This window comes from Pseudomonas sp. LPB4.O (genome assembly GCF_038383825.1).
In the GTDB taxonomy this organism is placed as follows: Bacteria; Pseudomonadota; Gammaproteobacteria; order Pseudomonadales; family Pseudomonadaceae; genus Aquipseudomonas; species Aquipseudomonas putida.
On record NZ_CP151298.1, the window covers coordinates 2,925,285 to 2,949,295 of the forward strand.

At 64.2% G+C, this 24,011-nt stretch carries 16 protein-coding genes; 1 reads left to right on the forward strand and 15 read right to left on the reverse strand.

What is annotated here, in order from left to right; genetic code table 11:
- Positions 1–65: 65 nt before the first annotated feature.
- The 4 genes from MRBLPB4O_RS13085 to MRBLPB4O_RS13100 all read right to left on the reverse strand — a co-directional run bounded on the left by MRBLPB4O_RS13085 (position 66) and on the right by MRBLPB4O_RS13100 (position 4,054).
- Complete coding sequence (locus MRBLPB4O_RS13085) at positions 66–1,127, reverse strand: 3-deoxy-7-phosphoheptulonate synthase (protein ID WP_341798765.1); 1,062 nt, start codon at positions 1,125–1,127, stop codon at positions 66–68.
- A gap of 554 nt (positions 1,128–1,681) precedes the next feature.
- A complete protein-coding gene (locus tag MRBLPB4O_RS13090; protein ID WP_341798766.1) occupies positions 1,682–2,233 on the reverse strand; it encodes a YbhB/YbcL family Raf kinase inhibitor-like protein in 552 nt (183 codons plus the stop codon).
- A 48-nt stretch (positions 2,234–2,281) separates the two neighbouring features.
- On the reverse strand, positions 2,282–2,590 hold the full coding sequence (locus MRBLPB4O_RS13095) for a hypothetical protein (protein WP_059395338.1): 309 nt from the start codon (positions 2,588–2,590) through the stop codon (positions 2,282–2,284).
- Between the two features lie 165 nt (positions 2,591–2,755).
- Positions 2,756–4,054 carry an MFS transporter gene (locus MRBLPB4O_RS13100; RefSeq protein ID WP_341798767.1) on the reverse strand — a complete coding sequence of 433 codons (1,299 nt, stop codon included), beginning with the start codon at positions 4,052–4,054 and terminating at the stop codon, positions 2,756–2,758.
- Between the two features lie 414 nt (positions 4,055–4,468).
- Between MRBLPB4O_RS13100 and MRBLPB4O_RS13105 the strand changes: the two genes are divergently transcribed.
- Positions 4,469–5,344: an AEC family transporter gene (locus MRBLPB4O_RS13105; RefSeq protein WP_341798768.1), complete on the forward strand. Its 876-nt coding sequence runs from the start codon at positions 4,469–4,471 to the stop codon at positions 5,342–5,344.
- A gap of 16 nt (positions 5,345–5,360) precedes the next feature.
- On the opposite strand, the gene MRBLPB4O_RS13110 is transcribed toward MRBLPB4O_RS13105, so the two are convergent.
- From MRBLPB4O_RS13110 to MRBLPB4O_RS13160, 11 genes are all read right to left on the reverse strand, one after another.
- Positions 5,361–6,494 carry an HlyD family secretion protein gene (locus MRBLPB4O_RS13110; protein WP_341798769.1) on the reverse strand — a complete coding sequence of 378 codons (1,134 nt, stop codon included), beginning with the start codon at positions 6,492–6,494 and terminating at the stop codon, positions 5,361–5,363.
- Entirely contained in the window at positions 6,491–8,140 is a 1,650-nt protein-coding gene (locus MRBLPB4O_RS13115; RefSeq protein WP_341798770.1) for an MFS transporter, read from the reverse strand. The genes MRBLPB4O_RS13110 and MRBLPB4O_RS13115 overlap by 4 nt, the downstream gene beginning before the upstream one ends.
- Positions 8,141–8,205: 65 nt before the next feature.
- Positions 8,206–10,623, reverse strand: a complete 2,418-nt coding sequence (locus tag MRBLPB4O_RS13120) for a TonB-dependent receptor (protein WP_341798771.1) — start codon at positions 10,621–10,623, stop codon at positions 8,206–8,208.
- A gap of 212 nt (positions 10,624–10,835) precedes the next feature.
- A complete protein-coding gene (locus MRBLPB4O_RS13125) occupies positions 10,836–11,801 on the reverse strand; it encodes a FecR domain-containing protein (RefSeq protein WP_341798772.1) in 966 nt (321 codons plus the stop codon).
- Positions 11,801–12,307, reverse strand: a complete 507-nt coding sequence (locus MRBLPB4O_RS13130; RefSeq protein WP_028613906.1) for a sigma-70 family RNA polymerase sigma factor — start codon at positions 12,305–12,307, stop codon at positions 11,801–11,803. The genes MRBLPB4O_RS13125 and MRBLPB4O_RS13130 overlap by 1 nt, the downstream gene beginning before the upstream one ends.
- 88 nt (positions 12,308–12,395) lie before the next feature.
- Entirely contained in the window at positions 12,396–14,912 is a 2,517-nt protein-coding gene (locus MRBLPB4O_RS13135) for an excinuclease ABC subunit UvrA (protein WP_341798773.1), read from the reverse strand.
- A 48-nt stretch (positions 14,913–14,960) separates the two neighbouring features.
- Positions 14,961–16,046 (reverse strand): type VI secretion system protein TssA, encoded by a 1,086-nt coding sequence (gene tssA / locus MRBLPB4O_RS13140; RefSeq protein WP_016499517.1) that lies wholly within the window; start codon positions 16,044–16,046, stop codon positions 14,961–14,963.
- 95 nt (positions 16,047–16,141) lie between these two features.
- On the reverse strand, positions 16,142–16,660 hold the full coding sequence (locus MRBLPB4O_RS13145) for a type VI secretion system tube protein Hcp (RefSeq protein WP_341798774.1): 519 nt from the start codon (positions 16,658–16,660) through the stop codon (positions 16,142–16,144).
- A gap of 143 nt (positions 16,661–16,803) precedes the next feature.
- Positions 16,804–19,299 carry a type VI secretion system membrane subunit TssM gene (gene tssM / locus MRBLPB4O_RS13150; protein WP_341798775.1) on the reverse strand — a complete coding sequence of 832 codons (2,496 nt, stop codon included), beginning with the start codon at positions 19,297–19,299 and terminating at the stop codon, positions 16,804–16,806.
- Entirely contained in the window at positions 19,296–20,204 is a 909-nt protein-coding gene (gene tagF / locus MRBLPB4O_RS13155; protein WP_341798776.1) for a type VI secretion system-associated protein TagF, read from the reverse strand. Before tagF ends, tssM begins: the two co-directional genes overlap by 4 nt.
- Positions 20,201–23,998 (reverse strand): type VI secretion protein IcmF/TssM N-terminal domain-containing protein, encoded by a 3,798-nt coding sequence (locus MRBLPB4O_RS13160; protein ID WP_341798777.1) that lies wholly within the window; start codon positions 23,996–23,998, stop codon positions 20,201–20,203. Before MRBLPB4O_RS13160 ends, tagF begins: the two co-directional genes overlap by 4 nt.
- Positions 23,999–24,011: the final 13 nt, after the last annotated feature.

Consider the following 24,011-nt stretch of genomic DNA (forward strand, 5'->3'; position numbering starts at 1 on the left):
GGGGTAAAAAGGCAAGCCTAGCGCACTTGCTTGGGGTATGTCTCGCCAGGCTCGCAACCTTGGGCTTACAGTTTTTGTGCCGCCTCACGCAACAGGGTGTCAGTCGAGGCCCAGCCCAGGCAGCCGTCGGTGATCGACACGCCGTATTTCAGTGCCCCCTTGCCCAGCGCTTGGCAGCCATCGAACAGGTGCCCCTCTATCATCACGCCAACGATCGAGCGGTCACCGGCCAGGCGTTGTTCCAGCACTTCGTTGAACACCGCTGGCTGGCGTGCCGGGTCTTTGCCGCTGTTGGCGTGGCTGCAATCGACCATGATCCGCGCCTGCAACCCCACCTTGGCCAGGGCCTGGCGGGCCATGGCGATGCTGTTGGCATCGTAGTTGGGGCCTTTGTGGCCGCCGCGCAGTACCAGGTGCGTGTCCGGGTTGCCCAAGGTTTCGATGATTGCCGGGTGGCCCTGCGCATCCATGCCGAAGTGGCGGTGCGGGTGGGCAGCGCTGCGCATGGCGTCGCTGGCGATGGTGATGCCGCCGTCGGTGCCGTTCTTGAAACCGACCGGCAGCTCCAGGCCACTGACCATTTCGCGGTGAATCTGCGATTCGGTGGTGCGTGCGCCAATCGCGGCCCAGGCCAGCAGGTCGTCGAAGTAGCCGGCGGCCATCGGTTGCAGCAGCTCGGTGGCAACCGGCAGGCCCCGCTCGATCATGCTCAGCATCAGCCCGCGGGACAAGGCGATACCCGAGTGCATGTCGTCGCTGCCATCAAGGTGCGGGTCGTAGGCCAGGCCTTTCCAGCCCACGGTAGTACGCGGTTTTTCGACGTAGGCGCGCATCACCAGCAGCAGCTTGTCATCCACTTCGCGGCTGAGCGCGGCCAGGCGGTCGGCGTATTCCAGGGCCGAGCGTGGGTCGTGGATCGAGCATGGGCCGACGATGACCAGCAGGCGCTCGTCGCGGCCTTCGAGGATGTTGCGGATGGCCTGGCGGTGGGCCTGGACTTGCTGGGCCAGTTCACTGGACAGTGGCATCTGCTGCTTGAGCAGGTGCGGGCTGGGCAGGCGCTTGCTGACGGTGGTGTTGGCTGCTTGCGGCTGGGTCAGGGGCAGGGCGAGGTTGGAAGCTTGCATGGCGTTTTTCCCTGGGCGGACGGCGGGTTCAGGCCCGCGTCGTCGGCCCTATCGAGGTGTTCGACAGATCGTTGAATTCGTATTGGCTGCTGCATTGCCACCGGTAGAGGACCGATCGGAGGCGGCAGGCTGGCCCGAACGGGATTGGCTAAATCGCCAGGCAGAGGTGTTTGCGTAGTAATAAGTGGCGTAGTTCATGAATCTGTCCTCAATGTGAATCGGTGTTGTTCAAAGGCCTGAAAAGCAAAACCCCCGGTCGGGGAGCCGACCGGGGGTTTGAGTATTCTCATGTTCGGCGGCCCCTCGAAGGTGGGCGCCGTGTGGGTATCGGCGCCTAGTGGCTAAACCAATACCCAAAGTAATAGCTGGCAGGTGCCACGCAGCCGGCAACGGCCAGCACAGGGCGCAGGTTGCGGCCGGTGTGGTTGGCGTGGTTGCGGGTGTGTTTTGGCATGTTGCTCTCCAGTGAATGAGCCCGAGCTTACTTCAGTTTTACCGGGCCATTCAATGGATAAATGCTATGGGGCCGATCATTTGTTTTTGTACTGATTGGTTCAATGACCATAACGACCGACCAGACTCTGCGCCCCCAATGCGTGGCCTTGTAGCAACTGCAGCAGGCCATTGCGGTCCAGGCCTTCGGGCAAGGTGCCCAACGGCAGGTCGGTGGCGATCAGGGTCAGTGCGTAATGGTGCGGGTTGTCACCAGCGGGTGGGCAGGGGCCCCGGTAGCTGAGGGTGCCCCGCGAGTTGCGCCCCACAGTCACGTATTGCCCACTGAGCCCCGCCATGCCTTCCTTGAGCCCATCGTGTTCCGGGTCGATGTTGTAGGCGACCCAGTGCACCACGCCGATACCCTTGCCGCCGTCCGGATCGAACATGATCAGCGCGAGCGACCGGGTACCTGCGGGCAGGTTTTCCCAGCTCAGTTGCGGGGTGCGCTCTTCACCGGCGCCGCAGGCCGGGTCTGGGCCGACCTGCTGCAGGGCGATCACGCCACCATCGGTGAACGACGAGGAACTGATCGACAGCGCACCTTGGTTACTGCTGTTGGCCAACGCCGTGCAAGGCAGCAGGGCGGCGAGCAGCCACAGTTTGAAGTTCATGACGAATCCTTGGCAGGGCTTTGGGGCGCAGTGTAGCCGAGGCGAGCCTTAGTGGCTGTCCTGGTCCTCGGCGGTGCCGCCGGTGTGCCCGGCCCCAGAACCGGTCGCCTCGCCCGTGCTGTTGGAACCCCCACTGGCCCCGTCGGCGGCATCGCTGTTGCTGCCGGTGTCGCTGCTGTCGTTGTCTTGGCCACTGCCGGGGCTGTTGACGCTGCTGTCGTCACCGGCGGTCTTGCCGCCAGACTGGTCGGTTTGCGGACGGCTGTCGGTGTTGGTGTCGGTGGCGGCGAAGCTGATGCCGGTGAGGCTGGTCAAGGCCAGCGCCAGGCACAGCGAAAGCGGGCGAATGCGGATCATGGGAATGCTCCTTTGCGGATGATCTGTCATTCGTTTGGCTGGCGACGGGTGGCGGGGTGCCTTCTGGGCGACGGGTGGTCATTTTCGGGGCTGCTTTGCAGCCCAATCGCGACGCAAGGCCGCTCCCACAAGGAAATGCGATTGCCTGTGAGAGCGGCCCTGGAATCAATGAGATTCTGAGCGCTGTGCTGGCGCCGGGGTTTCCGCCGGCTCCAGCGGTGGATGCTCCTGCGCCGCATGCATCAGGTCTTCGGTGACCCGCAGCTCGGCGCCGGTTGGCGAGAAGGTGGTCGAGGCGGTGAACGGCGCCGGGTGCTCTGCGGCCGGGCGCTTGCCACGGCGCCACATGAAGAAGCACACCATGGCCAGGTTGACCACGGCAAAGGCCCAGAACAACCCGGCCTCGCCAAACTCGGTCATCATCGGCGAAATCGCCACCGGCGCCATGGCCGAACCCAGCGAGTTGATCAGCAGCAAGCCTTGAATCATCGGTACCAGCGCATCGGAAGGCGCCCGGTCGGCCGCGTGGCTGACTGCCACCGGGTACAGCGTGAACACGCCACCACCCAGCAGGAACAGCATGGCCGGTAGCAGGAAAGAGTCCGACGGCAGGAATACCGTGATCAGCGAAAGCACCACGCACAGCGCGGCCAGGGCGATCAAGACGTCCTGACGGTCCTTGCGGTCGGACCAGCGGCCCACCGGGTATTGCAGCAGCATGGCGCCGAGGATCACCCAGGCCATCATGTTGCCGACCTCGCCCACCGCCAGGCCGATGCGCTGCAGGTACAACGGCAGCAGGGCATAGATGCCGGCAATCGCCACGCCCGAACCGAAGCAGCCAACCAGGCCAGACGGCGCCACACCCAGCAATTGGCGGGGTTTGAGGGGTTCGACCTGGTCCAGCAGGGGCGATACCCGCGGCAGGATCACGATAGGCAGCACCGACAGGGCAGCCAGCACGCCAGCCAGCATGAAGGGTGCGGTGTCGCCAAGCTGGGTGATTTCGCCCAGGCCTGCCTGGGCAATCACCCCGGCGCCGTAGAAGGCAATCATGTACAGCGCCAGCAGGCGGCCGCGGATTTTCGCGTCACCGGCCAGCAGCAGCCAGCTTTCGATCACCAGGAATACGCCGACTGCTGCCCAGCCGTTGATCAGGCGCAGCACCGACCACCAGGTAACATCGTAGAACAGCCCCTGAAGCAGGATGGTCGCGGCGATCAGCGAAGCAAAGCTTGTGTAGGCGCGAATATGGCCGATGCGCAAGATCAGCCGGTCGTTGAAGATGGCGCCCAGGGTCAGGCCGATGAAGTAGGTCGACGAGACGACACCGATGGTGGTGGCCGATTCACCGGCAGCGCCCAGGCGCAGGGTGGTCAGCGAAGACATGAAGCCGTTGCCCAGGGCAATGATGAACAGCCCGAGCAGGGGCGCCAGCGCCATGGCCAGCAAACGCGGAGACATACGAACCTCTAGTTGGATGAGCGGAATGAGCGCCTTCTCGGACGCGCACACCGGCTCGACCCGACAAGGGGGCGAGTGGCGACACGGATGCGACCTGGGCAAGACTCAACCGCTGGCCCCTTTGGGAATGGGCCGGGCGGGGAAGGTTGAGCCTATTTCACATGTGCGTTCATGTGTTCAGGCACGGACTCTGTCATTGCTGCGGGTTGCCACCGTTCAAGGCGACGGGCGAAAAGGAAGCGGGATTCTACGGGCTTGGAAGCTTTTGCCCAAGGGGCACGGGTATGCGACGAGACGCCGCAGTCCAAGGGCGACATGAAAGTGTCTTGGGCAGACATCTTGGGGCCCCTGTGCGGCCCCGGCCCTCTCACGGACTGCTGCATAATACTGAACCCACACCAAGGAAGGCCCATCATGTTCGCGTCGCTGTTCGCAGTCCTGGCCCCGGTTTTCATCGTCGCCGGCATCGGCTATGCCTGGGCCCGCAAGGGCCTGGACTACCCCACCGACTTCATCGCCCGGGTTGTGATGACTGTTGGCACCCCGTCGCTGGTGCTGTCCACCCTCAGCCGCACCGAGCTGAACCCGGATGCCTTCACCAGCATGGCTTTGGCTTGCCTGCTGTGCACCTTGGGCATGGCCCTGGCCGCTTTGCTGGTGTGTCGCGCTTCGGGCATGCATTGGCGAGTACTGCTGCCGGCGTTCATGTTCCCCAACACCGGCAACATGGGCCTGCCGATCAGCCTGTACGCCTTCGGTGAGCACGGCCTGGCACTGGCCGTGGCGTTTTTCCTGACCCTGTCGATCGTGCAGTTCACCATCGGCATGGCCATTTCCGGCACGGCGGCTTCGCTCAAGGCGCTGCTGCGCAACCCGATCGTCATCAGTCTGGCGGGTGCCATGCCCATCATCTTTCTCGATTTCGAACTGCCGCGCTGGCTTGCCAACACCGCAGACCTGCTGGGCGGCATGACCATCCCGCTGATGCTGCTGACCCTAGGGGTATCGCTGGCCAGCATTCGCCTGCGCCACGTGGGCAGCGGCCTGTTGCTGGGCGGTTTGCGCATTGGCCTGGGGGCTGCGATGGGCTGGGCAGTGGGGGCGGCGCTGGGCATGGACAACCTTGAGCGAGCGGTGCTGGTGGTGCAGTCGGCGATGCCGGTGGCCGTGTTCAACTACCTGATGGCGGTGCGAGCCAACCGTGAACCAGAGCAGGTGGCGAACCTGGTGATGTGTTCCACGGTGCTTTCGTTCGCCTGGCTGCCGGTGGTGCTGGCCTGGTGGATGTAGGTCGGCAGCAAGCACATCAATCCTGGTTACGGGTATCGATACTGACCACCACTGACATCCCCGGCCGCAGGTGTCTGGCATCTGGCTGGTCGGCATCCACGGTAATGCGCACCGGAATCCGCTGGGCAATCTTGACGAAGTTGCCGGTGGCATTGTCCGCTTGCAACAAGGCGAACTCCGAGCCGGTTGCTGGCGAGATCTGCTGTACATGCCCCTGAAGCTTCAGGTGGTTGAGCGCATCCACGGTGAAGCTCACCGGTTGGCCGATGCGTACATTGGCCATCTGGGTTTCCTTCATATTGGCGATCACCCACAAGGTGTCGGGCACCAGCGCCATCAATTGCGCGCCGGAATTCACGTAAGCCCCCAGGCGTGTACCGATCTGCCCAAGCTGGCCGTCGCGCGGGGCGGTGACCCGGGTGTTGTCGAGGTCGATGCGCGCCAGCTCCACAGCCGCCTTGGCGTTCTCCACCGAGGCCTGCAGCGCGGCCCGGTTGACCACCACCGTTTCCCGGTCCTGGCGGGCGATTTCCAGCGCCGCTCTGGCTTGGGCCAGGCTGGCGACGGCAGCGGCTTCACTGGCACGGGCCAGGTCAAGTTCACGGCGTGACACAGAGCCGTCATTGACCAGCGCCTGGTTGCGGCCAAGGTCGGCTTTGGCCTTGGCTGCCTGGGCCATGGCATCGCCAATGGCTGCCTGACGCTGGGCAATGGTGGCTTCGGCGCTTTTACGCTGCTGCAGGTTGTTGGCCAGGGCCGCCTGCTGTTGCTGCAGCTGGGCGATGGACTGGGCCAGGCGCTGCTTGTAGATGCGATCGTCCAGTTGCACCAGCAGGTCGCCGGCCCTGACGAACTGGAAGTCGTGCACCGGCACGTCGACGATGTAGCCACTGAGTTGCGGGCCGATGATGGTCACCTGGCCGCGTATCAAGGCATTTTCGGTACTTTCGATAGCGCTGCCGAATGGGGGCAGGCGCCAGGCATACAGCACCAGCAGGATGCCGGCCAGGGCCACGCAGGCGAAGCTGATCGTTGACAGGATACGCACCCGCCGCGAGCGCCCCGGGCTGGTCGGCTCGCTGGGCGGTGTGGTGCCTTCCGGGGTTTCGGCGATGGCGTTGGTGGTCGTGGTGCGGGTGTCGTCGGTCATCGGGTGGGCGCGCCGGGGGTGGAGTCGGTGGAGGTGGTCTGGCGTCCTGCGTACCAGAGCCAGGTGCTACGGATGCAGATCCAGATCATGGTCAGGATAGCGATGCTGCCGATCAGCACGAATACATCGTTGTAGGCCATGACATTCGCTTCACGGGTGGCGGCATTGGCCAGCACACGCATGCCGGCCTCGTTGCGCAGGGCCGGGTCGGCGATGATGCCAGCGTAACCGGCGCCGCCGCTTTGGACTCGGGCAGTCACCAACGGTTCGAGGTAGCTGAGGCGGTCCATCAGGTGGCTGGAGTGGAACTTTTCGCGCCAGGTCTGGAAAGTGCCCAGCAGTGCCGCGCCAATCAGGCCGCCAAGGTTGTTACAGATACCGAACAACACCGAAAAACTCACCAGGTTGCGCGGGTTGGCGCGTACATGGCTGATGCCCAGGGCCATCGACGGGCCGAGAAAAAAGGTACTCCCGAACGCCAGCAGGAACTGGCTGAAGTACATCTGTGCCGGGCGTGTGAGGTTGCTTGAGCTGCTGTCCATGAACGCACCTGTGGCCATGGCCAGTAGCGAGACCAGCAGCGGGATCACCAGGTGGTTGGGGTTGATGGTCAGGGCACTGCTGGCCAGGCCCGCCACGGCACCCAACAGCATGATCCAGTACAGCGTGCGCATCTGCTCGCTGCCCATGTTCAGCACCTGCAGGAAACCGACCGCACCGGTGGACTGTTCGGAGGTGACCATGCGGATCAGCACCACACACAGTGCCAGGCGAATGATCGCACCGCTGCCCAGCCAGTGGGTCATCAGCAACGGGTTGCGCCGGTTGTGCTCGATGGCCAGGCCAGCGAAGATCAGGGCGATCGATGCCGCCAGTGCCACGCCGATCCACGGCGCCTCCAGCCACCATTCGATGCGCCCCAGCGACAGCGCGGCGCAGAGCAGGGCGGTGCCGCTGGCCATCAGGGTGAAGGTCAGGAAATCCAAGGGCTCGAACGTCTTGAAGCGGTCACCTGGCGGCAGCTTGAGCATCAGTACGCACCCCAGCGCTGCCAGTGCCAGCCCCAGTTCGAACAGGTACAGGCCACGCCATTCGGCGATCTGCAGCAGGTCTTCGGAAAAGATCCGCGCCAGCGGCAGCGCCAGTTGCGAGGCGCCCAGGCCCAGCACCATCGCCTTCAGCCGCCATTGCGCGGGGAATGCCTGGATCGTGTAGTACAGCCCCAGCGAGCTGAGCGCTGCGCCAACCATGCCGTGGGCTGCGCGCACGGCGATGGCCGAGTTGAGATCGTTGACCAGCAGGTGGGCGAAGGTGACCAAGGCATACAGCACCAGGAACACTTCGGTGAACGCGCGCAGGCCGAACTGCTGGCGGAACTTTACCAGCAGCAGGTTGATGGACACGTTGGTCATGACGTAGGCGGCGGGCAGCCAGGCCATTTCTGCGGTAGTCGCGCCCAGGGCGCCCTGCAGGAACACCAGGTTGGCGGTGACCAGCGCGTTGCCCAGGCCACCGGTGATGGCTACCAGCAGGCCGACCATCCCGTAGGCCAGGCGTTTGGCTGGCGAATGCAGGGGCGTGGAGGGCGAGCCCGGCAGGCTGGGTTTTTCGTGGGGGAGCCACTGGCGGGGGGCGTATTTGTCCATGGGGCAGACTGTACTTGAGCGGCAACTGCAAAGAAAAGTGTTACAGCCTGCTCCGGCCTCCAGGCTCAGAAATCCACGCTGGCCGATAAGCGCAAAACCCGCGGTGTACCTTGGGTCAGATAGTTGTTCGAGGTCGACGCCGATGCCCAGTACGCCTTGTTCGCCACGTTCTCCACATTGGCCCGCAACGTCACCTGCTTGTCATCGACCTTGAAACGGTAGCGCCCGCCCAGGTCCACCCGGGTCCAGGCCGGAATGCTCAGGCTGTTGGCCGCGTTCACATACTGGCCGCCGGTGCGCAGCACCCGGGCGCTGAGGGCGGCGCCCTGAATGCCGGGCACGTCCCAGTCGGCTCCCAGGTTGTACTGGAAACGCGGCACGCCAGCAGCGCGGTTGCCGTCGTTGCTGCCATTGGCGGTGTTCTTCTGCTCGGTGTGCATGAACACGGCACCGGTCAACAGGCGCAGGCCGTCCACCGGCTCACCGAACAGGTTCAGCTCCACCCCCTTGTTGACCTGCTCGCCGTCCATGCTGAACGTATCCAGCGCTGCCCCGGGAGCGCGGTAGGTGACGCTGTTGGGCTGCTCGATACGGTACACGCCCAAGGTGGCGCCAACGTTGTTCCAGTCCAGCTTCACCCCGGCCTCCACCTGCTTGCTGCGCTTGGGCGGGAATACTTCGTTGGCATTGCTGACACTCGACGGTGCCGTCGGGCCCTGGGCCAGGCCCTCGATGCGGTTGGCATAGAACGACACGTGCTCCCAAGGCTTGATCACCAGGCCATACACCGGGGTGGTGATGGACTCGTCGTACGGCGTGTTACGCACACCTGTGGCCGTCGCCCAACTGTCGACGCTGATCGATTGCCGGCGCACGCCCACGGTCAACAGCACGCGGTCATCAAGAAAACCCAGGGTGTCGGACAACGCAACGCTCTTGTTGCGGTTCTTGCCGACGATGCGCGGGTCGTGCAGGTCGCTGCCGAAATAGGTATCGGTCGGGCGCGGCACCTTCACCGGGTTGTACAGGTTGCTGTCGTAGCGCTTGCTGGCGGCCAGCGCCTCGTAGGCCGAGCGCTGTTCACCCCACATGCCCGACAGGCCAAAATTGACCCGGTGGCTGACCGGGCCGGTGGCGAAGCGGCCATTCAGCCCGGCAACGGCGCTCTTGTTGTCTTCGTCGTGGGGCGAGTAAAGGAAACCACCACGCGCGGTGCCGTTGGCGTCGCTGACGTACAGCGAGGAATACTCGCCATTTTCGCGGGTGTGCTTGGCGCCGGCGCCGGCGTACAGCATCCAGTTGTCGTTCAGGTCATACTCGGCGTTCACCATGCCGTAGGTGTCTTCCAGCTGCGACCAGCTCCAGGGCTGCGAGTAGTTGTCACGTGCAGATGGCGCGTGGGGCACCTTGCTGCCGGTGGGGTAGATCACTGCGCGGCCCTGGTTGATCCGCTCTTTCTGGTACCCCAGGTCGGTGGACAGGCGCAGCCGTTCGCCACGGTAATCAAGGGCCACGGCCACCAGAGTAGAGTGCTGGGCCTCGTCGTCGACGCCGGTGCCGCCGTCATGCTGGGCCAGGTTGATGCGAGCGCCGAAACGGTTGTCTTCACCAAAACGCTTGCCCAGGTCGAGGTGGCCGCCAACGTTGTCGCCAGTGGCGTAGTCGAGGGTGATATGCCGAGTGGGGGTGTCTTCGGCGCGCTTGGGCACCAGGTTGATGGCACCCCCAATGCCACTGCCCTGTGGCGCGACCCCATTGAGGAAGGCGCTAGAACCCTTGAATACCTCCACCCGTTCCAGCGCCTCGGTGGTCACTATCTGGCGCGGCAGCACCCCGTACAGGCCGTTGTAGCTGATGTCGTCGGTATTCAACGGCAAACCGCGGATGGTGAACACCTGCGAAAAGTTGCCGAAGCCCGCCGACTGGCGCACCGACGCGTCATTGAGCAACACGTCACCCAACGTGCGGGCCTGCTGGTCGGCGATGGTTTTGGCGGTATAGCTGGTAACGCTGAACGGCACGTCGCTGATTGCCTGGTCGCCGAGCACGCCCAGGCGGGCGCTACGGGCCACCTGGCCCCCTTGCCAGGTGTCGCTGCTGGCGGCCAGGTCGCTGTTGATGGTGGTTGCGCCTAGCTCCAAAGCATTGCCCAGGTCTACCGTCGGCGCCAGGGTGTAGCCGCCACTGTCGGTGGTTATCAGGCTGTAGCCACTGCCGGCCAGCAAGCGGGCGAAGCCTTCCGGCACGCTGTAGTTGCCGTCCAGCCCTTGGCTTTGCGCGCCCTTGAGCAGCGCCGGGTCGAACGACAGCGGTACCCCGGCGCTGGCGGCAAAGCGCGCCAGCACGTCGGCCAGTGGCCCGGCAGCCAGGTGGTAACTGCGCGAGGTGGCATCGGCGGCCATCGCTGTGGGGGCCAGGGCGGCCATGGCGATGGCGAGGCTCAGGGCCTTCAAAGGCAAGCGGTACGTCTGGCGGGGCGTCATGCGAGGGTCCTGTGGGTGCAGAAAATAAAGGTTCTGCACTCATCACCGGACGACGCAGGAAAAGGTATCAACGAAATATTCACGGCCCCTGTAGGAGCACCTTGCGTCGCGATGGAGCGCGTAGCGGTCCGAGGTTCTCTGCCTTCTTGCAAGACTGCCGGGGCCGCTTTGCGGCCCATCGCGGCGCAAGGCCGCTCCTACAGGGGACTGCGTTAGCCGAGAGGTTCTACGGTTACCCAGTAACGGGTCAGGCCCTGGATTGTCACCGGCAGGGTGTCGCTCAGCAGCCGCAGGCTGGCATCGGTATCGGCCAGCGGGAAGGCGCCGGACACCTTCAACTCGCGTACTGCAGGGTGGCAGCGCAGCACGCCGGGGCGATAGCGGGCCAACGCTTGCAGCAGATCGGCCAGGCGCATGTCACGGGCAAGCAGCATGCCGTGCTCCCAGGCCAGGTCACCGGTTTCCAGCGCAGCGGCGGGCAGTACCCGGTCGGCATCGAAAGCGCTGCGCTCGCCGGCCCGGAGCAGCAGGCCGCTGGTGGCGTGCACCGGGCGGGCCTCGACCGCGCCTTCGAGCACGGCTACCCGGGTCAACGGGCCATCGAGGTGCACGCTGAAACGGGTGCCCAGTGCAGTCGCCTGGCCATGCAGGGTACGCACCAGCAGTGGCCGAGCCGGGGTAGCAGGGTCCTTGGCGCTGGTAAGCAGGATTTCGCCCGCCAGCAAGTCGATGCGGCGCTGTCGGGCGTCGAACGTGATATCGATGGCTGTGTCGGTGTTCAGCAGCACCTGGCTGCCATCGGCCAGCGTCAACGCGCGTTGCTCGCCGACCGCTGTGCGCGCATCGGCGGTCCATTGCTGCCAGGGTGTTTCTCGCCACGCCAGCCAGGCCGCCGGTGCTGCCAGCAGCCACAGCCCCAGGCGATGCAGGGCCTGGCGGCGGCTGACTGCACCGTTACGGCTGAGCCGGCGCAGGGTTTCACCGGTAACGGGTGTGGGCAGGCGGCGGAAATCACCCAGGATGGCCTCTGCACGCTGCCAGGCCTGGGCGTGCTGGGCGCTGCGCTGGCACCAGGCCTGCACGGCACGCTGATCGTCTTCGGTGGCCGTGCCCGATTGCAGCTGCACCAGCCAGTCAGCGGCTTCGCCAAGGATAAGCGGGTCGATACGCTGCACCATCACTCGATGCTCAGGCAGGCAAGGAAAGCCGTGCGCATGTCGCGCTTGATCGTGATCAGTGAAACCTGCAGCTGCTCGGCGATTTGCGCATAGGTCAGCCCGTCCAGCTGCGACAGCAGGAACACTTGGCGGACCCGGGCCGGCATGTCGCGCAGCATGGCGTCGATGCGGTACAGGGTTTCCAGGATCAGCCAGCGCGTTTCCGGGGAGGGCACCTCGGGTTGCGGCAAATGGGCGATGGCCTCCAGATAGGCCCGCTCGACATCCTGACGGCGCCAGCGGTCGACCACCAGGCCCTTGGCGATGTGGGTCAGCAAGGCCCGGGGTTCGTTGCCAAAGCAGTGATTGCCCTGGCGGCTGAGCAGGCGCACGAATGTGTCGTGCGCCAGGTCGGCGGCATCGCAGGCGTTGCCCAGTTTGCGCCCCAGCCAGCCCTGCAGCCAGCCATGGTGCTCGGTGTACAGCGTTTGGACCTGCAGGTTGAGGGTAGGGTCGGCGGGCGGCATGGCGTGCGCAAGGTTCCGGCAAAAGGGGTGCAATTAAGAATTGATCGCATTCTAAGCGCCGTTCGTGGAACCTGGCAATGCGCAGGCGCTACAAGGCCTTGGCCAAAAACGCCGCTGTGCGGCTGTCGGCACACCCGGCCACCTCCTGCGGCGTGCCACTGACCACCACCTTGCCCCCGGCATCCCCGGCCCCTGGCCCGATATCGATCACCCAGTCGCTTTGCGCCACAACGCGCATGTCATGCTCGACCACCACCACGCTGTGCCCGCCCTCGACCAGTCGGTTCAACTGCACCAGCAGCCGGTCGATGTCTTGCGGGTGCAAGCCGTTGGTGGGCTCATCCAGCACATACAGGGTTGCCCCGCGGGCCTGGCGTTGCAGTTCGGTAGCCAACTTGATCCGCTGCGCTTCGCCACCGGACAGTTCGGTGGCCGGTTGGCCCAGGCGCAGGTAACCCAGGCCGATATCCTGCAGCACTTGCAGGCACCGGCGTGCCGGTGGCTGTTCAGCAAATACCTGCAGGGCCTGGTCGACGGTCAGTTGCAGCACTTGCGCGATGTTCATGCCTTGCCAGCTCACCGCCAGGGTTTCGGGGTTGTAGCGGGCGCCATGGCAGGTCGGGCAGGGCGCGTAGACGCTGGGCATGAACAGCAGCTCGACGCTGACAAACCCTTCACCTTCACAGTTGGCGCAACGGCCCTTGGCGACGTTGAAGGAAAAGCGCCCGGCGTCAAAGCCCTGGGCCTTGGCCTGTTCGGTGGCGGCGAACAGCTTGCGCACATGGTCGAACAGGCCGGTGTAGGTGGCCAGGTTGGAGCGCGGCGTGCGGCCAATCGGCTTCTGGTCGACCTGCACCAGGCGCTTGATGCTGCCAAGGCCCGCACTCACATGGCCGCTGCTGGCCTGTTCAGGTTCGTCTTCCAGGTTTTGTTCTTCGGGTTCGCTACGTTGCTCGGCATGGCCCAGGTGCGCGCCCACCAGGTCCAGCAGGGCCTGGCTGACCAGGCTGGACTTGCCCGAGCCGGAAATACCGGTAACGGCGGTAAAGCAGCCAAGCGGGAAGGCGGCGCTGACGTTGTGCAGGTTGTTGCGGGTGATGCCTTCAAGCTTCAGCCAGTCGCGGGCCTGCCGGGGTTCACGCGTGGTCCGGGCCGGGGCACTGAACAGGTAGGCGCGAGTGCGCGACGGCTCGACCTCGGCCAGGCCTGCGGGCGGGCCGCTGTAGAGAATGGTGCCGCCATGCTCGCCGGCATCTGGCCCTACATCCACCAGCCAGTCGGCGCGGCGCATGGTGTCCAGGTCGTGCTCCACCACATACACCGAGTTGCCAGCCTGCTTCAGGCGTTGCAGGGCTTCGAACAGCGCTTCGCTGTCGGCAGGGTGCAGGCCGGCCGACGGCTCGTCGAGCACGTAGATCACGCCGAACAGCTGCGAATTCAGCTGGGTGGCCAGGCGCAGGCGTTGCAGCTCACCGAAGGACAAGGTCGGGGTGCTGCGCTCCAGGGCCAGGTAACCGAGGCCAAGGGCGAGCAGGGTATCGATGCGTTCGAGCAACTCGTTGGCGATGCGTTGGGCAGCCAGGCGCTTTTCTACCGTCAGCGCATCCTGTTTTTGGGTCAGGTAATCCGCTGCCGCCACCTTGCGCAACACCTCGGCCAGCGCCTGCAGCGACAGGTGCGACAGCTCGGCGATGTCCAGGCCGGCGAACGTCACGCCCAGTGCCTCGCGCTTCAGGCGCTTGCCCTGGCACAGCGGGCAGGGGCTGGGGCGCATGTACTGGGCCACGCGCTTGCGCATCTGCGCGCTTTGCGAGTGCATGAAGGTATGCAGCACGTATCGCCGGGCGCCCATGAACGTACCCTGGTAGCTGGGCTCCTGTTTGCGCTTGAGTGCTTCGCGGGTTTGTGCCGGGGTCAGGCCGGCATACACCGGTGCGGTGGGCGTGTCCTCGGTGAACAGGATCCAGTCGCGCTGCGCTTGCGGCAGGTCGCGCCAGGGAAGGTCGACGTCATAGCCCAGCGTTACCAGGATGTCGCGCTGGTTCTGCCCCTGCCAGGCCATCGGCCACGCCGCCACCGCGCGCTCGCGGATGGTCAGCGACGGGTCGGGGACCATGGTCGCTTCGGTCACCTCGTAGACCCGACCCAGGCCGTGGCACTCCGGGCAGGCGCCCTGGGGCGTGTTCGGTGAAAAGTCTTCGGCGTACAGCATCGCCTGCCCGGCCGGGTAGTGGCCGGCCCGCGAGTAGAGCATGCGGATCGAGCTGGACAGGGTGGTCACGCTACCCACCGAGGAACGTGCGCTTGGCGTGCCGCGTTGCTGCTGCAGCGCCACCGCCGGCGGCAAGCCGTCGATGGCATCCACGTCTGGCACGCCAACCTGGTCGATCAGCCGTCGGGCGTAGGGTGCCACCGATTCGAAATAGCGACGCTGGGCTTCGGCATACAGCGTGGAAAAAGCCAGTGAAGACTTGCCCGAGCCGGACACGCCAGTGAATACCACCAAGGCATCGCGGGGCACATCCACATCGATGTTCTTCAGGTTGTGCTCGCGGGCGCCACGGACTCGAACAAAACCCGTTGGCGAGGTAGGGCGCTGACGCATGCGGCGATCCTTGAACGTTGGGGGAGTGGCCGTCAAAGTAACAGCATTCTAGCGGGTGCCTAGCACATCACGGATGTTGTCCACGACATTGTTGTCTTTGATCACATCACTGAGCCAGCCTTCCAGCGGCATGTTGCCCCACTTTATTGCACGTTCTATCAGGTAGGGTACCGGGCTTTGCGGTTCGCTCTGCTTGAAGTACTGGGCAATGCCCGCAAGCATGGTGAACGCCTCGTCGCGGGTCAGCGGCGTGGTGCGCATGGCGGCTGGCACAGTCGCCGGTGGGCGTGTATCCATTTGTTCACCTGCTGATTGGGGGTTGGCCGTGACGGCCTCTGGCTCCTGCTCCTCGAGGAGGGTGGGGTGCAGTTCGACACCGCGGTCCTTGAGCAGTTTCTCCGCCAGCTGGCTTGCACGCGAGAGCATGTCGGCAAGGCTGGCAAAGCTGGGTGCCTCGCGCTCGAACAGGCGGTCTACCGTAGCCTGCAGGCGCTTGCATGCATTGAGACTGGTGGCAATCTCCAAGGCCTTGGCGCGCAGGTGATCGGTGTCGCTAAGTGCTACCGAGCGCTGGAAAATCTCGGCGTTGATCTTGCCTTCGTTAAGCGCTGTCTGCATTGCCTTGGGGTTTTGCAAGGCGAGGTTTTCTACGTGGCGTGATTCGTCATAACGCAACACGCCAAAATTCTGCCCTTGGGTAATAGGCAAACCACCGGCAATGTCGCTGAGTGTGGTCTTGAGCCAGGACAGCCGCGCTGCGCGCTCATCCAGGCCGTCTTCCAGGGTTGGGTACAGCGTCTCCCAAAACGCGTCCAGAACCCGTTCGGTCAGCTCAAGGCCAAAGGTGATACCTTTGAAGTGCTCGCGCTGCGCCAGCCCTTCACTGAGCCAGGCCGCCAGCATCAAGTCTTTGCTTTGCTCCGCCAGCCCTTGCGCCGACAGGTCGATCACCTGCTCCCAGTTGGCAGTCTTCAGGTCGGTTTGCCAGTCGCCCTGTGTCAGGTAGTCAGGGTCGGCCCGGCGTGCCTCCTTGATCTGGTCGAACAAGGCAGAGAAGCTCAAGTCTTCGCCACTGCCACCCTCGATGGGGGCGGCCAGCGTGGCCAGCGAAAGGTCATTGAGGATTTCAGGCATATAACACTCTGGACATGGCTAATGAACAGCGCGCCAGAAGACCTGGCGGCGCTGCTGGTTCAGGCCGCCGAAGCGGCCCATGGTTTGTCACCTGCTTAGGCAAACACTTTGTTCGCGGTGCGGTCCCAGCCACCGACGATGTTGCCGCCGGCCTGACCGTCGGTGCGGTTCTGCTGGGTGTAGGTGGTCTTGATACGGGCAAAGTTGAAGCTGATTTCTTCAATTGGCAGGTCGCTGACGGCCTTGTCTTCACCCCCTTGGCTGCCACCGGCAACGAACTTCACCGACGAGACCACGACTTCTTCCATGTCGATGGTCAGGTAGGTGACTTTATCGCCACCTGCACGGTTCACGTTCAGCTTCAGCTTGGCGATGTGCTTGCCGGTGCAGCAGTGCTCGAACAGCTTGGCCGAAGCCTTGTCGACGGCTTTGCGGATCTTGAAGTCGCTCAGGGCAACACGCTCGGACGACGCACCACCCGAGGAGCTGGCAGTTGCCGAGGTAGCCTGGGTGGCGCCGTACTCGTAGCCCAGCACTTCGATCCAGTCCTTGTGTTTGTCATCCAGTACTTCGCCCGGGATGCCGTCGATTTGGATATACGCGTCAAATGCCATTGTGAAACTCTCCATTAACTACATGTAAAGGGTTGCTCATGCGCCCCTTGGTTTTGACCTCGCCGGGCACGCCGGCAGAGGTAGCTTGCCGCCCCCCGGGCCTCCTCCTGTGAGGCCCGGGCGACCGGTTCTTGCGGCATGGCTCAGTTGAGACCACGCACTTCGATTTCTACCCGGCGGTTGGGCTCAAGACACTTGATCAATTGCGCGCGCGGTTGCTGCATGTCGCAATTGACCAATGGCTTGCGGCTCCCTTCGCCTTGTGCAACCACCAGTTCGGCAGGCACGCCCTTGCCGACCAGATAGGTGCGTATGGTTTGCGCCCGTTGTTTCGAAACCTGCAAGTTGCCCTGGCTGTCGCCCAACTGGTCGGCGTGGCCCGAGATGACGATCTTGCCGATGTTGGGGGTGTTCAGCAGCTTGCTGGCAATCGCACTAAGCTGGCCCTGGCCTTCGTTTCTAAGGCTCTGGAAGTCGGCGCGGCCGAAAGCGAACAGGGTGTCGGATTCCAGTGTGATGGTCTCGATCGAGCGCAGCGACTGGGCCCGCAGGCTGTCGATGTAGTTACGCGAACTGGACATCAGGAAGGCGTTGTCGAGGATGCGTGGCGCATCCGGCTCACGGATCTGGTCGCTATAGAAAGTGATCTGCCGGCTTGCGTACAGGTAGTCCTGGTTGCTGTCTGCTTCGCTACCGGCTGCGGTCATGCGCTGGCCGGTGTGGCGGGCGATAGCCGGGTACCAGTAGTCCGGCAGGTGCGCCTTGAGGAACGCCGGGTCGGCCTTTTCGCGCTGGGCCGGGGACAGCATCACATAGGTGTCCAGGGTGGCCTTGCCGAAATCTGCGATCGACTGGGCGCGGTTGTCATGCGGCAGTGCCTCGGCCTCGACGCTGTCAACACCGCTCACCGGCTGCAACTCGCGGGTGTTGCGCTGGTAGACCTTGAGCGTGGTCAACAGGTAAAGGGTTCGCGTGAGGTTGTCGGCCGTGGGTTTGAGCATCACGTTCTGCAACGTGGCGAAGTAGCGGCTGCGCAGCAGCGGCTCGACTTCATGGCCCTGGTAAAGGCCCAGGCGCATGCCGAGCGGCACGCCCTGCTCATGGTGTTGCTGATAGTAGTGCGCGGCCCAGAAGCGCAAGCGATCCAGGCTACGCCAGGCGGTGTACTGGCCGCTGGCAGCCTGGTCGTCGGCCTTGGCCTGGGCCAGTTCGCCGGCAATGCTGGCCAGGGTGGCGCGGTTGTTCAGGTACGACCAGCCCCACAGGCTGCACAGCACAATGGCTACCAGGCCGGCGGCGCCGACCCAGCCAGCCTTGCGCCGGCGTTCGCGGTGGTTGCTGGTGTACAGCGCAACCAGGTGTTGGTCGGGGATGATGACCTTGCGGAACAGGCTATTGATGAATAGCGGCGCCGGCTGGCTGCCAGCTTCGGCAGCACCTGCGGCGTGTTCGAGTGCGAAGCGCTCGGCCACATGCTGGCCGTGGCTGCCCCACTGGGCTTCGTCGGCTTGCAGCGCGGCGGTGAAATAGAAACCGCGCAGCATTTCGGCACTCTGGTACGGGTTGGCACGCAACAGGCTGTCGACGAACTGCTGCAAGCGCGGCTTGAGGGCGGCGAGCTCCAGCGGGAACCGATAAGCAGCGTTGTTCTGCCGAGTTACCTGAATGTCCTGTTGCACCAACTGCTGGCCTGCCACCTGCCGCCAGTAACCGGTCAGCTCGTCCATGGCCTTGCCGAAGCGCTGGCCCCAGTCGGCCTGTTCGTAACCCTTGTGCGAGAAGGTTTTGCCCATCACTTCGCCACGTGAGGCGTCGTCCAGCTGGCGATAGAACGCTGTAAACCCGGGTATCAGGTCGCACTTGGTGAACACCAGGTAGATGGGCAGGCGCACTTCGAGCAGGGCGCAGCTTTCCTGGATGCGTTCGCGCAGGCGCTTGGCCACGCGCTCCTGGTCCTCGGCCGAGCCATGCAGGATGTCGTCGATGCTGACGCTGACGATCAACCCGTTGAGGGGACGGCGCTGGCGATGCTGGCGCAGCAGCTGCAGGAAGCCGCGCCATTTGCCGGCTTCTTCCGGGCTGTTCATGTAGCGCCCGGCGGTGTCCAGCAGCACCGCTTCGGAACTGAAAAACCAGTCGCAGTTGCGCGTGCCGCCCAAGCCCGCCACCCTTGCGCCTTCGCGCTCGGCATAGGGGAAGTTCAGGCCCGACTGCAGGATCATGGTGCTCTTGCCCGCGGCCGGCTGGCCTATCACCAGGTACCAGGGCAGCGCATACAGCGCGTCTTTGGCCGAGGCGCCGCGGGGCTTGTTGCTGTGCAGGCGCTCGATGCTCTGCAGCAGGCGCTCGCGCAACAGGCTGACTTCTTCGCGGTCGGCCGGGGTGGCGCTGAGTACGGCCTGGTCAGCGTCGTCACGCAGCAAGCCTTCGAGGTTGTGGTGCTGGCCGACACCGCGGTACAGCAGCAGTACATAGCCCGCTGACAGCAACAGAAACACGCCGATACCTGCGAGCAAGCTGTGCAGCGAGGCGAAGCCGAAGGCACGGCCAATGGCCCAGACCAGGAAAATCGCCAGGAAGAACGCCACCCCCAGCAGGTAGGGTTGGTAGCGCAGGCAGTAGTACTTGATCTTGTTCATACAGGCGTCGCATCCAGTGCATCGACGAACTGGTCGATGACGTGTTCAAGAGGTCGGTCGTAATCGTGCAGCTGTGGTGCACCTGTCAGCGGGCTCAGCAATTTCAGGTGCTCACCCTTGTCAGCGCAGCCACTGAGCAGTCGGTAGGCGCAGTTGGCATGGCGCGACGGGAAGCAGTAGAGGCGCGGGTGCATGAAGTCATCGGCCAGCAGGCTTACCGCCGGCACGCCATGGCTACCGCTCATGCGTGTCAGCCAGGTCAGCCACAGATCGGCAACAGGATTTTTAAGGCCGCGTTCTGCCGGCAGTGGCAATTCAATGCCGCCCGCAAAGTCGCCGTGCAGCGAGCCCCTGCTGTTTTTCAGGTGAGCGAGCGCGGTGGCGCTGTCGAAGCCCGGCCACGAACCGTGCAGGGCGCGGGCGACATCAGCAAAGCTGAAGTCGTGCAGGAACTTGGCATGGACCCGGCGGAACAGGTCCAGGTCCTGGCCCTGCAGCGGGCGCAAGGCCTTGATCCGTTCGAACAGACTGGCGCAATCGGCGCCTTGCACGGCCTGATGCAGCAAAGGCTTGATCTGCGCGCTGAACAGTTCGCCAAGGGTGAACGGGTTGCCCCCTGCAATGCCTTCCTCGCCCTTGATCAGCTGGAAGATGAAGAACGGGTAGCGCCGTTGGCTGGCATCGCGCGAGCTGAGCAGGCCGCCCAGCAGCCAGTTGCCGTTGCGTGCGCGGTAGTTGAAGAAACACATCGGCAGCGTGTCGAACAACGCTTGCCAGTCATCGCGGTGGCGCATGGCCACCAGCGATGATTGCAACCAGGCGTCGAACTCGCAGGCTTCCTCCGTCGCGCCGTGCAGGCTGACGAAGTCCGCGCTCGTCGGTAGCTTGCCGAAGCAACCGATCATTGCGCGCCCCTGTCGTTGAGGGCGCTCAGGGCCTTGACGTTGCCCAGATCGGTCAGCTTGACCCCACCGAAGTTGCGTACAACAAGGCTCACGCGGCCACTGGCGGTGTTCCAGCTAAAGCGTTGCTGAATGCCGTCCAGGTCGTCGACGCGGGCGCTTTCGTTCATGCGCAGAAGGCCCCATCGGCCCGGGAAGTCGAACACGGTAAGCCGTGCGCCGCTCAGGGTAACCACGTCCAGGCGTGCGCCGGGAGCGTTGCTGGTGGCCGGCCAGGCAAAGCGGTTCCAGCTACTGCGGCCGTTGCGGTAGTGCTGTTCCTGGCCATCGAGCGTGAACACGATGTCGGTGAAGTTGGCCGAAGGCTCCAGCATGATCTCAAAGCCGTTGTCACGGTCCGAGAGGCTGGCGATCACCTGGCCCACCGAGCTGGCCTTGTCGATGCTGTGGAGCATGCCGGGGTTGACCAGCGCTGGCCCCTTGCTGTCGCCCACGCCCAGGCCTTCACCGCCGGCCAGGTTGCCGATTTCGTTACGCTTGAACGCCGGGAGCAGGCCGCTTTGCGGGTCGACGAAGCGCTGCAGGTCTTTCACCGACGCTTCGTTGTTGCTGCCACCGGCAATGGGGTAACGGTGCGCCATGACCTGTTCCCACGGTTTGGCGATCTGCTGTGCCCAGGCCTTGGCGATTTGCTGGCCGGCCGGGTCGCGCAGGGTGGCCCAGGCGTACTGGATGGGCAGGCTGAACAGCCCCTGCAAGGAGCGGGACAGGCCGTCCTGGCTGGTATCGACGCTGCCTTCCACATAATTGCGTACGGTAGTGACTTCGCTCGGCTGGCCTTCCAGGGTCTCGCTGATCAACTGCTTGCTGCCCTTGCCCACATCCTGCGAGCGCTGGATGTTGTTCATGCGCACCTTGAGCTTGCGCAGCGCAGCCAGGTAGCGGTCCATGATGGTGCTGTCGGCGCCTTCTGCGTTGTTCTCGGCGAACACCCGCGCCACCGGCTCGAAACGCTTGGCCAGGCTGCCGTCATCCACCGCCGGTAGGGCCGGGGCGACGTTGGCGGGCAGGGCGTCATTGGCATCGAACAGGCCGGTGACCTTGCTCCAGAAGCCGTCATCGCGGGCGGCACCTGGGCTCGGGATCGCATGGTTGATCGGCAGGTCCCACCGGGTATTGTCATTGACCGCAGCCAGCAGGTTCTTCACCGGCGAGTTCTGCACGTCGCTGAGCAGGCCCAGTTGATCGGTGGCCGAGGCCAGGTCGGCGAAATGGCGCATACCGACGCTGCTGACCATCTTGTACCAGGCTTGGGTGTAGTCGCGCTTGTAGCGGGCCATGAACTCACGCACGAAGTTGGCTTTTTGCACGACGGCATCACCGCCTTCGCCGTCCAGCACCCAATCCGACTCGTTGCGCAGGTTGCCCGACACCAGCTTGATCAGCTCGGGCTTGACGAACGTGTCCCAGCCCTGGCGCGTGTAGATTGCCGGTACCCCAGCGGAGCTGTACAGCAGCGCGCGGCCCGGTTGCGGGACCAGGTCGTTGAGGCTCAGTGCCGGGAACTGGCGGCTCGACTCAAGTTGCAGGCGCAGGTATTCGCGATCGACCAGGGAGCTGGAGATCATGAATGCCTTGAGGTTCTGCCGGGTTTCGTTGATCAACTGCTCGTTGCGCGGCAGCGCGGGCGCCTGGCCTTGCTCCAGCAGTTGCACGTACAGCGGCACGTTTTCTTCGATTACCCTGGTGTCGGCCGGGGACCCTTCAGCTGCTGCACCGGCCCAGGCCTGGGGCAGGCTCGCAGCGACGAAGGCCGGGTCCGGGTGAGCCTGGGGTTCGGTCAGCAGCAGGTACAGCTTGAGTGTGTTGTAGGCCTCGATGATCGAGGCCACCTGTTGTTCGTTCAACCGGCCAAGCATTTCTTCGGACAACGACAGGCCGCCGGTAGTGGCAGACAGCTCGGCAGCATCGCTGGCCGTGGCCAGGTTGACCTTGGCGGCGTAAGCGCCCAGGCGGGTGTTGACTGCTGCGGCCTTGGCGGCCACGGCAGCGGTGATTGCCTTGGCGCTGCGTTTTTTAGGCTGCGGCGCCGGGGTGAACTCCAGGGCCTGGTTGATGCCGTTGGCAAAGGTGTTGAACGCGCGCATCTGCACTTGCAGGCTGCGGGCGATCGGCTCCAGCGCCTGGCTGCGCAATTGTGCCAGGTAAGCGGCGCTGCTCACCTGGTGGATCGCTTCGCCATGGTAGAGGCCGGCAGCCAATTGCAGCGGGACACCTTGCAGGCGATGGGCTTCGACGATCGACATCTGTTCGCGCAGCACTTCCAACCCCTTGCCGGCAGCCAGCAGTTGCTCGCGCTCCTGCGCTTGTTCGATCTGCGCCAGTTGCCCGCGCAGGCCTTCGAGCCATTGCCGGTTGTTGATGAACGACAGAGCCTGCCAGCCGATGAACGCAACCCCCGTGGCGACGGCCAGGCCTAGTAACAGAGGGCTGAACGCGGCCTGCCTGCCCTGGCGCGACTGGTACAAAGTCAGGTCGCGGTCCGGGAAGATCACCCGGCGGAAGGTGTCGGTGATGAAGTAGCTGCGGTTACCGACGGCCTTGGTGGTGCTTTCGACGCGCTCGTCGTAGGCCGCCTGCAGGGCGAACTCATCGGCGATGACGTCTTCATAAACCTGCCCCAGCTGCTGCCCGGTCTGCAGCGCACTGGTGAAGTACAGGCCCCGCAGCAATAGCGGATTACCACCGCGATGGCCCTGGGTGAAGTGGTCAAGGAAGGGTTCGAGCACTTCACTGAGGGCGGCGAAATACTGCGGGAAGTTCAACAGGGTGCTATCGGCTTCGGCACCGAGGGCGATCATCTGTGCGTCGACGTGCTGGCGAATACGGCCTTGCAGGTTTTTCAGCCGCGTTTGCAGCACGGCGTGCAGGCCATTGTTGCGGATTTCCGACAGGCCAAAGGTCATGCCCAGCGGCTGCTGGCGTTCGTGCAGGTCGAGGCCCTCAAATGCCTGGCTGAACCCCGGCAACTGGTCGGTCTTGCTCAGCATCAGGTAGATCGGCGGGTTGGCGCCCAGGCATTCGGCGTACTCTTCGACCCGTGCCACCAACTGGTTGGCCAGTGCATTGCGCTCATCGCTGTTGGCCGCCAGTAACTCGGGCAGGCTGACCACCAGGACCAGGCCATTGATCGCCGCCTTGCCGCGCTGCTTGCGCAGCATCCGCAGAAAGGCCGAGAACTCGCTGGCCGACTGGTCGTCGCGCAGGTAGCGCCCGGCGGTATCGATCATCACGGCATCGGGGCTGAAGTACCAGTCGCAGTGCTGGGTACCGCTTTCACTGTCGTTTGCCGTGGCAATGCTGGCCGACAGGCCGGAATGGGTCAGCAGCGAAGTCTTGCCCGCAGCCGACATGCCAACCACCAGGTACCAGGGCAGATCGGACAGCGCGGCCTTGCCGCCGCCTCCGGCAGAGCGGTCGGTGCGCAGCATGGCGATGGCGTGCTTCAGGCGCTCGCGCAGCACCTGCTGGTCACGGAACTCGCCGGTGGCATTCCACGAGCGGTCGACCTCGATTTGCAGCAGGTTCTCGAGGTTGTGTTCGGCACGGATGCGCTGATATTGGCGCAGCACAATCACCAGCAGGAAGCAGGCACTGATGATTGCCAGCGCTTCCGGCACGTGATGACGCAGCCACGGCACCAGCGGCGCGGCCAGCCAGCAAATCAACAGGCTGGCCAGCCACAGCAATGGCAGCAGCACCCAGAAACTCTTCAACAGACGCAGTAATGTTTTCATGTCTTCCTGACTC

Excerpts from the sequence above, each read along its gene's own strand:
- MRBLPB4O_RS13130 (WP_028613906.1), bottom strand. The coding sequence starts at position 12,307 with ATGCCGCCCGCCGACCCTACCCTCAACCTGCAGGTCCAAACGCTGTAC.
- MRBLPB4O_RS13125 (WP_341798772.1), bottom strand. The coding sequence starts at position 11,801 with ATGGTGCAGCGTATCGACCCGCTTATCCTTGGCGAAGCCGCTGACTGG.
- MRBLPB4O_RS13115 (WP_341798770.1), bottom strand. The coding sequence starts at position 8,140 with ATGGACAAATACGCCCCCCGCCAGTGGCTCCCCCACGAAAAACCCAGC.
- MRBLPB4O_RS13160 (WP_341798777.1), bottom strand. The coding sequence starts at position 23,998 with ATGAAAACATTACTGCGTCTGTTGAAGAGTTTCTGGGTGCTGCTGCCA.
- MRBLPB4O_RS13100 (WP_341798767.1), bottom strand. The coding sequence starts at position 4,054 with ATGTCTCCGCGTTTGCTGGCCATGGCGCTGGCGCCCCTGCTCGGGCTG.
- MRBLPB4O_RS13120 (WP_341798771.1), bottom strand. The coding sequence starts at position 10,623 with ATGACGCCCCGCCAGACGTACCGCTTGCCTTTGAAGGCCCTGAGCCTC.
- tagF (WP_341798776.1), bottom strand. The coding sequence starts at position 20,204 with ATGATCGGTTGCTTCGGCAAGCTACCGACGAGCGCGGACTTCGTCAGC.
- MRBLPB4O_RS13090 (WP_341798766.1), bottom strand. The coding sequence starts at position 2,233 with ATGAACTTCAAACTGTGGCTGCTCGCCGCCCTGCTGCCTTGCACGGCG.
- MRBLPB4O_RS13105 (WP_341798768.1), top strand. The coding sequence starts at position 4,469 with ATGTTCGCGTCGCTGTTCGCAGTCCTGGCCCCGGTTTTCATCGTCGCC.
- MRBLPB4O_RS13110 (WP_341798769.1), bottom strand. The coding sequence starts at position 6,494 with ATGACCGACGACACCCGCACCACGACCACCAACGCCATCGCCGAAACC.
- MRBLPB4O_RS13095 (WP_059395338.1), bottom strand. The coding sequence starts at position 2,590 with ATGATCCGCATTCGCCCGCTTTCGCTGTGCCTGGCGCTGGCCTTGACC.
- tssA (WP_016499517.1), bottom strand. The coding sequence starts at position 16,046 with ATGCCTGAAATCCTCAATGACCTTTCGCTGGCCACGCTGGCCGCCCCC.
- MRBLPB4O_RS13145 (WP_341798774.1), bottom strand. The coding sequence starts at position 16,660 with ATGGCATTTGACGCGTATATCCAAATCGACGGCATCCCGGGCGAAGTA.
- MRBLPB4O_RS13085 (WP_341798765.1), bottom strand. The coding sequence starts at position 1,127 with ATGCAAGCTTCCAACCTCGCCCTGCCCCTGACCCAGCCGCAAGCAGCC.
- MRBLPB4O_RS13135 (WP_341798773.1), bottom strand. The coding sequence starts at position 14,912 with ATGCGTCAGCGCCCTACCTCGCCAACGGGTTTTGTTCGAGTCCGTGGC.
- tssM (WP_341798775.1), bottom strand. The coding sequence starts at position 19,299 with ATGAACAAGATCAAGTACTACTGCCTGCGCTACCAACCCTACCTGCTG.